Genomic DNA, 14,230 nt, shown 5'->3' with positions numbered 1-14,230 from the left:
CGGACGCGGGACAAGCCCCGCGGTGATCACCGGCCGCGGTAATCACCGGCTCAGCTGCGGTCGCGTTCGGACTTCGCGTCCCGCGCGGATGCCGTGCGGGGTGAGGAACCGGCGCGGGAAGCCAGTGCCAGCAACTCGGCTGCTGCACCGGACGGCGCGGCGCCCGTGTGCCAGACCGCGCGCAGTGTCCGGTGCAGGTCGATCCCCGTGGTCGCCACCTCCCGTAGATTCCCCGCCGCGAGATCGGATGCGACGACGAGCTCACTGAGAAGCGCGGGCCCCGCTCCGGTGGCGACCGAACTGCGCACCGCGGTCGTGGAGCCCAGCTCCAGCAGTGGTTCCACGGGGGTGAGGCCCGTCGCCAGGAGCGCCTGCTCGACCGTGTCACGTGTACCCGAGCCGCTTTCCCTGCTGATTAACGGGGTGGTGGCGAGTTCGGCCGCGCCGACGGGCCTGCGCCTGCGCGCCCAGCGGTGGCCAGGGGCGACGACCAGCACCAGCCTGTCCCGCGCCACGATCTGCGAACGCAGGCTGCGGAGTCTGCGGGGGGACTCGATGAATCCGAGATCGATCTCGCCGCTGCGGACCAGCTCGCACACCCGTGTCGAGTTGAGCACCTGGAGGCCCACGTGAAGGTCGGCAACCTGCCGGCGCAGGTCACCGATCCACGTCGGCAGCAGGTGCTCGGCGACCGTCAGACTCGCCGCCAGCGACAGCTGCGCGGTGCGCTCTCTCCGCAGCGCGTTGACGCCTTCGACGAGCAGGTTGACGTCCTCGATCACCCGCTCCGCCCAGCTGCAGACGAGTCGCCCGTCCGAGGTCAGCGTCGATCCGGTGTGGGACCTGTCGAGCAACCGGACGCCGAAACGGCGCTCCAACGCGGAAATGCGCTTGCTCGCAGCGGGCTGGGTGGTGCCGACGTGCTCCGCGGCGGTGGTGAGGCTGCGGTGCTCACCCACGAGTACGAGCAGTTGCAAGGATTCGATGTCCGGCAGTTCGGTCATTCCCACAGGTTATGACGTGCGAACGAGTCGACGGTACCGCCGTCCGTGGCCCGGAACGACCATGAAGAGGTGACCAAACAAGAGTCGATCGTGGACCGATCCGCGCGTCGGCATGCACTACTGCCCGGTATCGCGGTGGCGACGGCGGGAACCGCCGCGGCGTTCGGACTGTCACGGCTGTGGCCGGTGCTGAGCGCCCTGACCGTCGCGGTCGTCCTCGGGGTGGCCGTCGGCCGCTGGATTCCCGAGCGGGCGAGGCCGGGCCTGGCGTGGGCGACCAAGCGGTTCCTGCGGGTGGGAGTCGTGCTGCTGGGCCTGCAGCTCGGCCTCGGCGAAGTGCTGGAACTGGGGCCCGGAGTGGTCGCCGCCGTCACGGTGACAGTGGTGGTGGCGTTCTTCGGCACGCTGGGCATGGGGCGCCTCCTGGGGGTGTCGCCGGGCCTGCGCCTGCTGGTGGCAACGGGATTCTCGATCTGCGGGGCCTCCGCCATCGCCGCGATGGACAGTGTGACCGAGAGCGACAGGGAAGACGTCGCCACCGGTGTGACTCTGGTGACGTTGTACGGCAGCGGGGCGATCGCCGCGGTTCCGCTGCTGGGCCGGTGGCTCGGCATGATGCCCGAGCAACTCGGCGCCTGGGCGGGCGTATCGATCCACGAGGTCGCGCAGGTCGTCGCCGCCGCCTCGCCCGCGGGTGCGGCGGCGGTTGCCGTCGCCGTGGTCGTGAAACTCACCCGTGTCGTGCTGCTGGCCCCCATGGTGGCGGGCGTCAGCGTTGCGAACCGCCGCCGCAACGGCACGGCGGCGGCCTCGGCCACCGGGAAGCGCCCGCCGCTCGTTCCGCTCTTCGTCGTGGCGTTCCTGGTGATGATGGCGGTCCGGAGCACGGGCGCGGTGCCGCCGATCCTGCTTTCGGTGTCCGATGTGGTCGGTACGTTGCTGTTCGCCGCGGCGTTGTTCGGTCTCGGTACGGGCGTGAACCTGGGTTCCCTGCTTCGGACAGGCAGGCGGGGACTGGCACTCGGCGCGCTCTCCACACTCCTGGTGGCTGTCGCCGGGTACACGGCACTGGCAGTGGCCGGTGCGGTCTGACCGATCCGGCCGGTCCGGACATGTGGACGGGGCACACCTTGATCGAGGTGTGCCCCGTCGCCGCGTGCGGTGGCCGACCGCCTATGCGCTGCGGTACAGCTTGGTGAGGGTGAACTCGCGGTGGTTGAGTGCCTCGGATGCAGTCACCCGGCCGTTGATGGTCCGCTCGACCAGATCGATCAGCGCGTCCCCGGCCTGTTCCACGGTGGCTTCCTGGGTCAGCACGTCGGAGCAGTCGACGTCGATGTGATCGGACATCGCCGACGTCGTCTTCGGGTTGGCGCTGATCTTCACCACGGGCTGGACCGGGTTGCCGATCACGTTGCCCTGCCCGGTGGGGAAGAGGTTGACGACGCCGCGCCCGGCCGCCATGAGCGTGACGCACTCGGCCGCCGCCGACGACGTGTCCATGAAGTGCAGGCCTGGGCCCGACGGGGCTTCGGCGGGGGCGAGCGCGCCCATGATCGGCACCGAACCCGTTTTCACGATGTTGCCCATGGCCTTCTCTTCGATCGTCGACAGTCCGCCTGCGATGTTGCCCTGCGTCGGCTGGGAACCGAGAAGGTTCGCCCCGGTCTGCTCGATCATCTCGACGTAGTCGTCGTAGAAGCCCTGGAATCGCTTGCGGACCTCCTCGCTGACGCAGCGCTCGGCGATGAGGTGCTCCCCGCCGGTCAGCTCACTGGTCTCCCCGAAGATCATGGTGCCGCCCGAATCGACCCACCGGTCGACGAGGTGGGCCGTGACCCGACAGGAACCCAGGCCGGTGGTGGTGTCCGACTCACCGTCCTTCATGGACAGCACGATGTCGGATCGATCCACCGGTTCCCTGGTGACCTCGCTGGCGTCCTGGAGGAACTTCTTCGCGTATCGGGACGCGCTCTCGATCACGCGGAGGTCGCCCCGCCCCTCGATCGCGATGCGATGTACGGGCTTGCCGGTTTTGGCGATGCCGTCGGCGACGACGTCCGTCCAGTTCGGCTCGATTCCGATCACGATGACGGCTGCGACGTTCGGATTGGCGCCGATGCCGATGAGGGTCCGGAACGTGAGGTCCAGGTCGTCGCCGAACTGCAGTCGCCCGAAAGCGTGCGGGAGTGCCAGGGTGCCGGGGACCAGTGACGCGATGCCCTCGGCGGCCGAGTTGGACAGGTCGTCCACCGGCAGGATGGCGACGTGGTTGCGGGTTCCGACCGAGCCGTCCGGTCGTCGGTAACCGGTCAGGCGACGCTGCTGAGCCACCGTGCGCTCCTAACGTTGTGCGTGTGGACGTAATCGCCACGTGCGATGTCCTGCGATGCGATCGCGGTCCGGACTCCGTACTCGATGACGTCGTCGCCCTCGCGGATGTCGCGGATGGCGACCTTGTGGCCGAGCGGAACCTCGTGGGCGAGTTGGAGTTCTTCGACGGCGTCGCTGTCGAGGTACCCGCCCGTGACGGGTCCCGGGGTGAGGTCCCGGACCGCGACGCCGACCGCGTCACCCGAGCGATGGGCCAGGAAGTCTGGCCGGGGAGCAGACATGTTCTCCTCTTTCGGTAAGTGGTCTTACCTCTTCCGGTTTCAGACGTTAGAAGCAGGGGAGAAGTGTTGTCAACGCGAGGCGAGGGTCCGCACGCGGTGACGGCCTTGTTGGCAACCGATGTTCGGTGCGTTACGTTCGTCGGACAGAGGTCAAACCTCAACGGGACGGGGATCGAGATCCAATGAACGGTGCGGAAATGGCCGGTCCGGTGGCGGTGGTCGAGAACGTGTGGGGCGAGGCATTCGACGCGCTCGCGCGGACACACGACGTCCGATGGGAGCCCGATGCGTGGGTGGACGACGACCTGCTGCGGCACACCCTCTCCGGCGCGCGTGCTGTGGTCGTGCGGAACAAGGCGAGCATCACGGCGGAGGTGTTGGCGGCGACACCGGAGCTGCGGATCGTGGCACGGGCGGGTACGGGTCTGGACAACATCGACCTCGATGCCGCCGACAGTGCAGGCGTCGTGGTGTCCGCGGCACTCGGCGTGAACGCGATGAGCGTGGCCGAGCACACGCTCGCGTTGGCTCTCGCGGTGCTGCGGGAGATTCCCGCCCATGACCGCAGGGTCCGGGACGGCCAGTGGAACCGGAGTTCGGGTCGCGAGCTCTCGGGCAAGACATGGGGACTGCTCGGCTTCGGCGCGACCGGTATGGCGGTCGCGCGCGTGCTACGAGGTCTCGACGTGCGTGTGCTGGCGTACGACCCGTACGTCGACCCCGCGGCTGCGGACGTGCGCGAGGCGGGGGTGACCGTGACGGACTGGGGCGACGTCATCGGTTCCGCCGATGTGCTCAGCGTCCACCTCCCGGCGACCGCCGAGACGCGGCACGTGCTGAGCGACGATGCGTTCGCCGCGATGCGGCCCGGCACGGTGCTGGTGAACGCGGGGCGCGGTGAGGTGATCGACGAACCGGCCCTCGCGGCGGCGCTGAGGTCGGGGGCCGTGGCCGGTGCGGGACTTGACGTGCGCGAGTCGGAACCGCCCGGCCGGAGCCCGCTCGACGCGCACCCGGCAGTCGTCTACACCCCGCACGTGGCGGGGCTGACGGTGGAGAGCCAGGAACGTATCGCGTCCGTGCTGGCCGAGGACGTCGGCGCCGTGCTGGCGGGGCGTCGCGCCGTGCACGCGGTCGGCAAACACGACCTGTGGACCCCGGCATGAGCGGCACGAACACGGCCGGGGAGCTGAGATCCCGCGCGCAGCAGCTGTTGACAGCGTCCGGGGTGCCCGAGCCGAACGCGGCCAGGACGGCGGAGATACTCGTGCTGGCGGACGCGTGGGGGGTGCACACTCACGGACTCATGCGGCTTCCGCACTACCTGGAACGGCTCGCCGCGGGCGGCTGCCGGGCCGACGCGGCACTGACACCGGTGTCCGACACGGGCGCCGTGGTCGTGTACGACGGCGGCGCAGGCCTCGGGCACTGGCAGCTGTGGCAGGCGGCCGAACGGGCTGCCGAACTGAGCGGCTCGACCGGTATCGCGGCCGTGGCGGTGCGCAACTCGTCCCATTGCGGCGCGCTCGGTACGTATGTGTACCCGGCCCTCGACGAGGGCTTGCTGACCCTGGTGTTCAGCAACGGTCCTGCGGTCATGCCGCCGTGGCAGGGCACGCGGCCGGTCCTGTCGACGAGTCCGCTCGCAGCCGGCGTGCCCGCGGAGCCGGGGCCCGTGGTGGTCGACCTGGCCACCAGTGCCGTGGCGCGGGGTGCCATCGCCTGGCGGGCGCAGCAGGGGCTCGAACTCGAACCGGGCTGGGCGTTCGACGCCGACGGCGCGCCGACCACCGACGCACAGTCCGCCCTGCAGGGCATGCTCGCGCCTATGGGCGGCAGCAAGGGATTCGTCATCGCGCTGCTGGTCGAAGCGTTGACGGGCGGTCTCGTGGGACCCAATCTGTCGTCGGCGGTGCCCGACATGTTCAACCGCGCCGACGACGCGGTTCCCCAGGGCATCGGCCACCTGGTGGTGACGATGCGGCCCGGCGCGTTCGATCCGGCGGCGGTGGAGCGATTCGCCGCGCTCGCCGAGCAGGTCGGTGACGCCGGCGGGCGCACGCCGGGTGCATCGCGGATCGCCCCGGCGGAACTGGCCGGCGACCACGTCGTCGAGGTCGCCGACAGCACCGTGACGTACCTGAACGACTGGGCGAAGCGCCTGGACACCGTCGCCGCGCGGGGGTGACCGTCACCCGGTCAGGGGGTGTCGTGCCGCGGTCGTCCCCGTGCGTGTCCCGTGTCGGGGTTGTCCTCGTTCCGAAGGTAGACTGGCCAGACCAGTTGGCCGGAAGGATGAGGCGTTGGACAACCTGTGGGAGCCGATTCAGCCACCGGGTTCGCTCGCCGGTCGGATCGCCGAGCGGATCGAGGAACTGATCACGGCGGAGCAACTGCGGCCGGGTGATCGCCTGCCGCCCGAACGGGAGCTCGCCACGATGCTGGGCGTGAGCCGTCCGTCGCTGCGGGAGGCCATCCGCTCCCTGTCCGCGCGCGGCCGGCTTGCGGTGCGTCACGGTCAGGGCGTCTTCGTCGAGGAGCCTGCGACGACGAAGCGGCTGACCCACAGCCTCACCTCGTACGAGCACGATCTCGACGAGCTGTTCGCCATGCGCGAGGTGCTCGAGGTGCCTGCCGCCGGCTGGGCCGCGAAGAACCGCACCGACGTCGGCATCGAGTGGCTTCAGGACGCCTACGACAAGCTCATCGAGGCCACGCGGGACCCGGTCGACTGGGACGAGGTGCAGCGGCTGGACGCCGCGTTCCACGAGGCGGTCGTGCGGGTCGCGGGCAACCGTTTCCTGATGCGCACCCTCGGGGTGCTGAACGAGATCATGGTGACCGGCATGGAGACGACGCTGCGCCTGCCGGGCAGGTTGGAGAAGTCGGCCGGCGAGCACACCCGGATCCTCGAGGCGATCAAGGCGGGCGATTCGCGCGCGGCACGTTCGGCGGCGCGGGCGCACATCCGCGGTGCGTACGCGGCGGCGCGCAGGCACATGGACAGCCCGGTGGCCGCGGAGGCCGGCGAGATGTGACCGGCCTCCGCCACCACGGATCCCGCTTCGGGGGTCGTCAACCGAAGACCATGGCCACCATGAGGGGCAGCAACAGCACCACCAGGACGATTCCGGCGATGTCGAAGGTGAATCCCGAGCGGACCATCTTGGTGATGGGCACCGCGCCCGATCCGTAGACGATCGCGTTCTGCGGCGTCGACACCGGCAGCATGAAGCCGAACGAGGCCGCGAACGTCGCCGCCAGTGCGGGAACGAACGGATCGACACCGGCGGCCGTCGCCACCGGGATCAGGATCGGCACCACCACCGACGCCGCCGCGGTGTTCGAGGTGGTCTCGGAGATGACGACCGCGAGGACGACGGCGAACACGAGGATCGCGATGTTGCTGCCCAGCCCGAGCGCCGCTGCCGCTCCGGTGCCGATCGACTCGGCGAGCTGGGTTTCGGCCAGCAGAGTGCCGAATATGATGCCGCAGCCGAACAGCACGATCGTTCCCCAGTCGATGCGGCTGGCTTCCGACCAGGTGAGGGTGAACTCCCGGTTGGACCATTTGGTCGGCAGTACGAAGAGCAGCGCAGCCCCGAGAACCGCGACGACGCCTTCGTCGAGGTGAGAGCTCACTGTTCGGTATGCGGCAGAGTCGTCGCCGGCGACCAGTGCCACGATGCCGGGCACGATCCAGAGGGTGACCGTCACTCCGAAGGCGATCAGGGTGTTGCGTTCCGCCCACGACATGCGGCCGAGCTTCGCGCGCTCGGCGGCGACGTAGTCCTCGATCCCGGAGAGCTTCTTGATCTCGGGACGGTTGAGCAGCAACAGCACGCCCGCGAGTAGCAGGAACATCACGATGCAGATCGGCAGCGCGGTGAGGAACCAGCTCAGGAACGAGATCTGCTGGCCGGTCGCCCGCTCGATGAACTCGCGGCCGATGAGGTTCGGCGCGGAACCGATCGGGGTGAGCAGCCCGCCGGCTCCCGATCCGTAGGCGAGCATCAGCATCAGCGCCACCCCGATGCGCAGCCGGAGTGGGTCGAACGGCGTGCCCTCGGGCAGATCCTTGCGAACAAGTTCCGCGATGACGGCGAGGATGCCGACCGCGGTGGGCAGCAGCATCGCGACCGTCGCCGTATTGGAGATGACCGCGGACAGTACGGCGGTGATCGCGCCGAACGCGCACACCACACGCGCCGACGTCTTGCCCACACCGGGCAGGGACAACACGAGGAAGGCGAACCGTCTCGCGAGACCGTGCCGGAGCATCGCCTGCGCCAGGATGAAGGCGCCGATGAACACGAAGACCGTGGAGGAACCGAACGGTGCCAGTGCTTCGTCGGCGGGTACGACACCGAACAGGACGATGGCGGACACCCCGATGAGCCCGCCGATGGGGATCGGTACGGGTTCGCAGACCCACAGCACGACCACGCCGAGGAGGATCGCCGCCAGTTTGTGCTGCGGGCCGTCGAGTGACGTGGGCAGGAACAGGAACAGCGTGGTCACCACCGGGGCCAGGACGAACCCGATGGTGCGACGGGCGCGTTCGAAGCGTTCCTCGGTGGGAGACAGTGTCTGTTCGCCGAGACTCCGGTACGTGGTGCCCGACAACAGGACGGAGGTGACATCACTCCCGGAGCTGCTCCGGGAGTGGCCGGGCACTCCGTCGGACCCGGCCTCGTCGTTGACCTCAGTAACCATGCGCCGCACCATACCGACGAGTGACACAGACCACTAGACCCAGACCACTGTCAACAGAGGTCTTACCTCTTTCTCTTCGAAAAGAATCGATTCTGGGCTAGGCTCGACCGCAGTCTGTGGAAGGGGTGGCCGATGTCGACGGTGATCGTCGGCGGTGCCGGGATCGTCGTCCTCGCGGCCGTGCTCGGCGGGGTGACCGGCTTCGGCTACAACCTCATCGCGACTCCGCTGATACTTCTCCTCGGATTCGATCCGCCGACCGTGGTGGCTGTGAACCTCGCGATCGCGCTCGCGACACGTGTCTCGGTCGTGGTGCGCCTGTGGCGTTCGATTCGATGGCGGCGTGCGATCCCGCTTGCCGTGGCGAGCTTTCCCGGTCTCGTTGCCGGTGCGCTGCTCGGTGGCTTGATCGATCCGTCCGGCATTCGGCTCGTCACGGGAGTGGTGGTGCTCGTCGTGGCACCGGTGATGGTGTTCCGGACGCCGAGTCCTGGCGAGCGGTCGCCGAGCCGCTACGCGCTCGCGGGGTTCGCCGGGGGAGCGCTGGGTACGACGACGTCGCTGAACGGTGTCCCGGTGGCGTTGACCCTGGCGGCCGACGCCCACGGTCAGCGCAGTTTCATCGCCGACCTGGCGGTGTATTTCGTGTCGAGCAACGCGGTCGGTCTCGTCGTGCTGGGTCTCAGGGACGGCGTGTTTCTCGGCGACATCGGGCTGTTGGCGTGGTGGTTGCCCGGTGCGCTGGTCGCGAACTGGATCGGCACGGCGTGGGGCGGCCGGGTTCGGCCGGACGTGTTCCGCACAGCAACGTTCCTGCTCGTGATGGCGGCGGGTGTCGCGACGCTGTTGTCGGTGTGATGTGGCCGGCGCCACTGCGGCGTTGACACCCGATCCGCGGGTGATGTTCATTACCTGAGGGCAGAGGTCAAACCACATCCGCATCGTCGCGGAGTTGGAGGTAACGATGCCGGCCGAGCGGATCTCCCGCGAACGACTGACCGAACCACCGGGCGAGATCTACACGACCACCGTGCTCGAGCCGAGCTTCCGGTTCATGCTCGACGAGTACTTCGGCGCCTTGCTCGACACCAACCGAGCCTGGGCCGTCATGTTGGGCGACACCGGAATCGTCGCGCCCGACAGCGTCCGGCTCCTGCTGGGGGCGCTGGATCGGATGTCGGCCGAGGGTGCGGAGGCGTTCGCCGAGTTCAATCCGGATTTCGAGTACTTCTACTCTCACCTCGAACACCGGCTGACCGAACTGGCCGGTGCGGCCGCCGCGGGCGAGATCAATCTGGGCAGAACGCGGCCCGAACCGCTCACGCGGATGGCGCTCCGGCCGCGGATCCTGCGGATCCACGGGGAGCTGCTGTCACTGGTCGAGGTACTGCTCGACCTCGCGGCCCGCGAGGCGGGCACCGTGATGCCGCAGTGGACGCACATGCAACCCGCGCAGCCGTCGACCTTCGGGCACTACCTCCTCGGCATCTCCGGGGCGCTGCTACGGGACACCGGCAGACTCGCGGCCGCCTACGGGACGACCAACGCGTGCACCCTCGGGTGCGGTGCGCTCGCCGGAACGTCCTATCCCGTCGACCGGGACCTCGTGGCCGCGCTGCTGGGGTTCGACGAGGTTCGGGAGAACACGATCGATTGTGTGGCGTCCGGGGACCACGGCCTCGAGACGGCTGCCGCCGTGGCGAACATCGGCGTCACGCTCAGCAGGCTCTGCGAGGACCTCTACATGTGGCACACCGACGAGTTCGGGCTGGTCGAGATCGGCGACTCGTTCGCGGGGTCCAGCAGCATGATGCCGCAGAAGAAGAACGCGTATCCCTTCGAGTACGTGCGTGCCCGCGGCGCACGCGCCGTCGGTGAGATGACCTCGGCGTTCGGGGCGTTGCACAACACGAACTTCGGCGACATCAAGGACGTCGAGGAGGAAATGGTGCCGCCGGTGTTCCGCGGGTGCGACGAGATGGTGACGTCGCTGCGCCTGCTGGGCGGGACGCTGGGCACGCTGGTGGTTCACCGGGACCGTTGCGCCGCCCGTGCCGCCTCGGGCTTCTCGACGGCCACCGAACTCGCCGCCGTGCTGCACCGGAAGTCCGATCTGGATTACCGGTCGGCACACCGTGTGGTCGGCCATCTGGTGCTGCTGGCGACGACCCGAGGGCTCTCGCCGGACGAGGTCGGCGCCGCGCTGCTCGACGAAGCGGCGCGGGACCTCCTCGGAAGGGACGCGGGCCTGGCCGATTCCCAGGTGCGCGAGGCGCTCGACCCGTCCGGGTTCGTCGCGGCTCACCAGGTTCAGGGTGGGCCGGCGCCCGAACCGGTGCGACACGCACTCGCCGGTGCGCGGCAGCAGCTGGCCGAACGGCAGGCGTGGCTGGACCGCGCCTGCCGTGGACTCGACGAGGCGTCGGACCGTCTCGACGTGCGGGTGCGCGAGTATCTGGGCGCGTCCCGTGGGTGAGGCGGCCACTGCGGATACGAACGCGGGAGAACTGCTGCGGGTGACCGTCACGCGCAGTGCCGACGATGCCCGGTCGGAGTTCCTCGTCACGCGTATCCGTCCGATGACGGTCCTCGACGCGCTGCTCGCGGTACAACGGGAACACGATCCCGCGGTGGCGTTCCGCTTCTCGTGCCGGGTCGGTATGTGCGGGACGTGCACGGTGCGGGTCGACGGACGTTCGGTACTCGCATGTCAGACGGACATCCCGGCCGACACCGTTCGGATCCGGGTGGACCCGCTCGCGGGCCTGCCCGTGGTGCGGGATCTGATCGTGGACACCGGTCCCTTCTGGCAGGCGTGGGGATCGGTGCGGCCGTACCTCGTGCCGGGCGAGGACGCCGACGTCGGCATGGACGGTGAACCGGCCGTGATCGCGCCGGATTCGGCTGAGCGCCGCGCCATCGATCCGGCTCTGGACTGCATCGGGTGCGCGGCGTGCTTCTCGAGTTGCGGTATCGCGAGCGCGCACCGGGACTTCGTCGGCCCGGCGGCGCTGAACCGCGCGATGGTGCTGATCGCCGACAGCCGGGACGATGCCACGGCCGAACGCCTCCGGGTCGTCGGCGCCGAGTCCGGTGTCGACCGGTGTCACTACATCTATGGCTGCAGCGCCGCGTGCCCCAAGGGGCTCGATCCCGCGGGTGCGATCCGCCGACTGCGTGGCAGGAGGTTCCGTGGCGACCGGTGAACTGTGGCGAGAACCCGAGGTGCTGGACACCGACGTTGCCGTGGTCGGCAGCGGAGGTGCCGGTCTCATGTGCGTGCTCCACGCATTGACGGCTCGTCCGGACCTGGACGTGACCGTGGTGAGCAAGGGCGCGGTGGGACGTTCCGGGTGCACCCGCATGGTGCAGGGCGGCTACAACGCGGTTCTCGACCCGGAAGACTCGGTGGAGCTGCACCTGCGCGACACCGTCCAGGGCGGCAAGTTCCTCAACGACCAGTCGCTGGCCAGGGCGCTGGTCGACGACGCGCCTCGGGTGATCAACGAGCTCGAGACCAGAGTCGGTTGCTTCTTCGACCGGCGAGCCGACGGCCGCATCCATCAGAAGGCCTTCGCCGGGCAGGCGTTCGACCGGACGGTGCATCGCGGTGACCTGACCGGCATCGAGATCATGGGGCGGCTCCGCGACCAGATGTTCCGGCTCGGTCCTCGTGAGCTGGAGGACGTGCGGGCCCTCGACCTGGTCCACGACGCCGAGGGTGAACTGGCCGGGTTGACGGCGTTGAACGTGCGTACCGGGGATCCGTTGGTCGTGCGGGCTCGTGTGGTGGTCGTGGCGACCGGCGGTTCGGCGACGATGTATCGCGTCGCGGCACCTGCGAGGGAGAAGACCGGTGACGGCGTCGCGATGTGCTGGCGAGCCGGTCTGCCGATGCGGGACATGGAGATGCTGCAGTTCCATCCGACCGGGCTGCTGGCTGGTCCGTCGCGGATGACGGGCGCGGTACTGGAGGAAGGGCTGCGCGGAGCAGGGGCGCACCTGTACAACGCGACCGGCGAGCGGTACATGGCCCGATACGACGCGGAACGGATGGAACGGTCCACACGGGACGTCGTGGCGAGGGCCGGATACCTCGAGATCATGGCGGGACGCGGCACGGACGAGGGTGGGGTGTCGATCGACATCTCGCATCTGGGCAGCGGCGAGGTCGAGCGGCGCTTTCCGGGCATGGTCGCGAGGACCCGGCAGATCGGACAGGACCTGGCCACCGGCCCGGTCCAGGTCTCGCCCACAGCACACTTCCACATGGGTGGCGTGCTCATCGACGCCGACTGCCGGACCGACGTCGACGGACTCCTCGTGGCGGGCGAGGACGCCGGTGGTACCCACGGCGCCAACCGGCTCGGCGGTAACGGTGTCGCGGAGTCGACCGTGTTCGGCGCACGTGCCGGGGACACCGCCGCCCGGCTGGCCCGGCAGCGCCCATTACGCACACCGGTGCAGACCGAGGTCAGGGCGTCGTTGGCGCGCGCGTACGCGCCGTTGACCCGATCACTCGGTCCGTGGCCGTTCGATCTGACGCGGCGGCTGAAGGAAATCATGTGGCGCTCGGTGGGCGTCGTACGCGACGGCGCCTCGCTCGAGAACGCGGGCAAGGAACTCGCGGCGCTGGCCGACGAGATCGAGCACATCGCCGTTCCCGGGCCCCCGCAGGTCAACTTCGCCTGGCAGGAGGCGCTCGACCTGGTCAACCAGGTGACCGTTGCCAGGGCCATGGCCCACGCGGCGGCCTGGCGCACCGAGACCCGCGGTGCACACGCACGTTCGGATTTTCCCGATACTCATGTCCGTGCGCGGTACCTGGTGCAGCGCGCGGGCGGCGACGGCCCGGCCGGTGCGATCGCCTCGGAGGAGCGTGACGTCGAGTTCAGCCACCTCCGGCCGGACGACCTCGAAGGGAGGCCGGGCTCGTGACCGTGGCGCAGTTCGTGTTCTTCTGTGGCTTCGCGCTGGTGGCCGTCGCGATCGTGGCGTTCGGCGTGGTGGTCGTGCGCAGCGCTCGCCGTGACGACGGCGGGCCGTTCGTGTCCCGTGCGCTGATGGCTCGGCTCGCCAGGCCGGGACGCGACCGTGCCGAGCTGCAACGGTGGGCGTTCTACCTGCACCGGGTCAGCGGACTGGGACTGTTCGCCTTCCTGTGCCTGCACGTCGGCGACGTCAGCCTGTACGTGATCTCACGCGAGATCTACGACGAGGTACATCAGGTGTACGGCAGCGTGCCGATGCGGCTCGCGGAGGTCGGGCTGTTGTTCGGGCTGCTGTTCCACACGGCGAACGGGTTGCGGCTCGTCACGGTCGACCTCGCCGACCTCGGGCTGACAGGCTCCACACGGGCGCTCTACGGCGTGCTCGGGATCAGCGTGGTCGGCACGCTCGTCGGCGCCGCGTTCATCCTGGGACCGGTGATCGCATGACGGTCGCCGACATCAGGGGTGATGCGAACTCCGCGCGCCGCAGGCGGGCGGCGTATGTCGCGTTGCGACTGTCCGGTGTGCTGCTCGCCGTGCTGGTGCTGGGCCATTTCGTCGCCACCCACGTCACGACGGACGTCGCAGACACCGACTCCCGCTTCATCGACCGGCGCTGGGCCACGGCATTGTGGCTGATCTGGGACGGGGTGATGCTGACCGCGACGCTCGCCCACGCGGTGCTCGGCCTGTGGACGGTGACCGCCGATTACACCGCGGGTGGGCGCAGGCGACTGTGGCGGGCGGCGCTGCTCGGCGGGGCGGGAATCGTCCTCCTCGGCGGACTGGCGTTGCTGTGGCTCGCGGCCACCGCGACGTGACCGGAGGCCGCGGCCCGGTTCCGGGCACGCTGCGGGACGGAACCGTCAGCACAGCGGAACCATCAGCACAGCGGAACCATCAG

General features: G+C 69.4%; 14 protein-coding genes. 10 read left to right on the top strand and 4 right to left on the bottom strand.

Features of this window, described 5'->3' with window-relative positions:
• Positions 1-50: 50 nt before the first annotated feature.
• Positions 51-1,004 (bottom strand): LysR family transcriptional regulator, encoded by a 954-nt coding sequence (locus LY12_RS09945; protein ID WP_253855330.1) that lies wholly within the window; start codon positions 1,002-1,004, stop codon positions 51-53.
• Between the two features lie 69 nt (positions 1,005-1,073).
• Between LY12_RS09945 and LY12_RS09940 the strand changes: the two genes are divergently transcribed.
• Positions 1,074-2,096 (top strand): YeiH family protein, encoded by a 1,023-nt coding sequence (locus LY12_RS09940; RefSeq protein WP_253855328.1) that lies wholly within the window; start codon positions 1,074-1,076, stop codon positions 2,094-2,096.
• A gap of 81 nt (positions 2,097-2,177) precedes the next feature.
• Here LY12_RS09940 and LY12_RS09935 read toward each other — a convergent pair whose 3' ends face one another.
• Complete coding sequence (locus LY12_RS09935) at positions 2,178-3,338, bottom strand: UxaA family hydrolase (protein ID WP_253855326.1); 1,161 nt, start codon at positions 3,336-3,338, stop codon at positions 2,178-2,180.
• The gene (locus tag LY12_RS09930; RefSeq protein ID WP_253855324.1) at positions 3,317-3,619 is read right to left on the bottom strand and encodes a UxaA family hydrolase; all 303 of its coding nucleotides are present in this window, start codon (positions 3,617-3,619) and stop codon (positions 3,317-3,319) included. The genes LY12_RS09935 and LY12_RS09930 overlap by 22 nt, the downstream gene beginning before the upstream one ends.
• A 182-nt stretch (positions 3,620-3,801) precedes the next feature.
• Here LY12_RS09930 and LY12_RS09925 point away from each other — a divergent pair, with 182 nt between their 5' ends.
• The 3 genes from LY12_RS09925 (at position 3,802) to LY12_RS09915 (ending at position 6,657) form a co-directional block, all read left to right on the top strand.
• Positions 3,802-4,785, top strand: coding sequence for a hydroxyacid dehydrogenase (locus LY12_RS09925; RefSeq protein ID WP_253855322.1), 984 nt, complete (start codon positions 3,802-3,804; stop codon positions 4,783-4,785).
• Positions 4,782-5,807: an Ldh family oxidoreductase gene (locus LY12_RS09920; protein WP_253855320.1), complete on the top strand. Its 1,026-nt coding sequence runs from the start codon at positions 4,782-4,784 to the stop codon at positions 5,805-5,807. Before LY12_RS09925 ends, LY12_RS09920 begins: the two co-directional genes overlap by 4 nt.
• 115 nt (positions 5,808-5,922) lie before the next feature.
• Positions 5,923-6,657, top strand: a complete 735-nt coding sequence (locus LY12_RS09915; RefSeq protein WP_253855318.1) for a FadR/GntR family transcriptional regulator — start codon at positions 5,923-5,925, stop codon at positions 6,655-6,657.
• A gap of 37 nt (positions 6,658-6,694) precedes the next feature.
• On the opposite strand, the gene LY12_RS09910 is transcribed toward LY12_RS09915, so the two are convergent.
• Positions 6,695-8,335, bottom strand: a complete 1,641-nt coding sequence (locus LY12_RS09910; RefSeq protein WP_253855316.1) for an SLC13 family permease — start codon at positions 8,333-8,335, stop codon at positions 6,695-6,697.
• Positions 8,336-8,467: 132 nt separating this feature from the next.
• Between LY12_RS09910 and LY12_RS09905 the strand changes: the two genes are divergently transcribed.
• The 6 genes from LY12_RS09905 (at position 8,468) to LY12_RS09880 (ending at position 14,147) form a co-directional block, all read left to right on the top strand.
• Complete coding sequence (locus tag LY12_RS09905; protein WP_253855314.1) at positions 8,468-9,193, top strand: sulfite exporter TauE/SafE family protein; 726 nt, start codon at positions 8,468-8,470, stop codon at positions 9,191-9,193.
• Positions 9,194-9,299: 106 nt separating this feature from the next.
• Entirely contained in the window at positions 9,300-10,811 is a 1,512-nt protein-coding gene (gene argH / locus LY12_RS09900) for an argininosuccinate lyase (RefSeq protein ID WP_253855312.1), read from the top strand.
• Entirely contained in the window at positions 10,804-11,541 is a 738-nt protein-coding gene (locus LY12_RS09895) for a succinate dehydrogenase/fumarate reductase iron-sulfur subunit (RefSeq protein ID WP_253855310.1), read from the top strand. Before argH ends, LY12_RS09895 begins: the two co-directional genes overlap by 8 nt.
• Positions 11,528-13,273, top strand: a complete 1,746-nt coding sequence (locus LY12_RS09890; protein ID WP_253855308.1) for an FAD-binding protein — start codon at positions 11,528-11,530, stop codon at positions 13,271-13,273. The genes LY12_RS09895 and LY12_RS09890 overlap by 14 nt, the downstream gene beginning before the upstream one ends.
• Positions 13,270-13,773, top strand: coding sequence for a succinate dehydrogenase, cytochrome b556 subunit (sdhC, locus tag LY12_RS09885; protein WP_253855306.1), 504 nt, complete (start codon positions 13,270-13,272; stop codon positions 13,771-13,773). Before LY12_RS09890 ends, sdhC begins: the two co-directional genes overlap by 4 nt.
• Positions 13,770-14,147, top strand: coding sequence for a succinate dehydrogenase/fumarate reductase transmembrane subunit (locus LY12_RS09880; protein ID WP_253855304.1), 378 nt, complete (start codon positions 13,770-13,772; stop codon positions 14,145-14,147). The genes sdhC and LY12_RS09880 overlap by 4 nt, the downstream gene beginning before the upstream one ends.
• The last annotated feature ends 83 nt before the right edge of the window (positions 14,148-14,230 follow it).

It is taken from the genome of Prauserella alba (assembly GCF_024171735.1).
Taxonomy (GTDB): domain Bacteria; phylum Actinomycetota; class Actinomycetes; order Mycobacteriales; family Pseudonocardiaceae; genus Prauserella; species Prauserella alba.
The sequence above is the reverse complement of the archived record's forward strand: the minus strand, read 5'-3'. Positions and strand labels throughout refer to the sequence as shown.

Bases quoted from the DNA above. Each gene is read 5' to 3' on its own strand.
- LY12_RS09945 (WP_253855330.1), bottom strand. From the start codon at position 1,004: ATGACCGAACTGCCGGACATCGAATCCTTGCAACTGCTCGTACTCGTG.
- LY12_RS09930 (WP_253855324.1), bottom strand. From the start codon at position 3,619: ATGTCTGCTCCCCGGCCAGACTTCCTGGCCCATCGCTCGGGTGACGCG.
- LY12_RS09925 (WP_253855322.1), top strand. From the start codon at position 3,802: ATGAACGGTGCGGAAATGGCCGGTCCGGTGGCGGTGGTCGAGAACGTG.
- LY12_RS09920 (WP_253855320.1), top strand. From the start codon at position 4,782: ATGAGCGGCACGAACACGGCCGGGGAGCTGAGATCCCGCGCGCAGCAG.
- LY12_RS09910 (WP_253855316.1), bottom strand. From the start codon at position 8,335: ATGGTTACTGAGGTCAACGACGAGGCCGGGTCCGACGGAGTGCCCGGC.
- LY12_RS09905 (WP_253855314.1), top strand. From the start codon at position 8,468: ATGTCGACGGTGATCGTCGGCGGTGCCGGGATCGTCGTCCTCGCGGCC.
- argH (WP_253855312.1), top strand. From the start codon at position 9,300: ATGCCGGCCGAGCGGATCTCCCGCGAACGACTGACCGAACCACCGGGC.
- LY12_RS09880 (WP_253855304.1), top strand. From the start codon at position 13,770: ATGACGGTCGCCGACATCAGGGGTGATGCGAACTCCGCGCGCCGCAGG.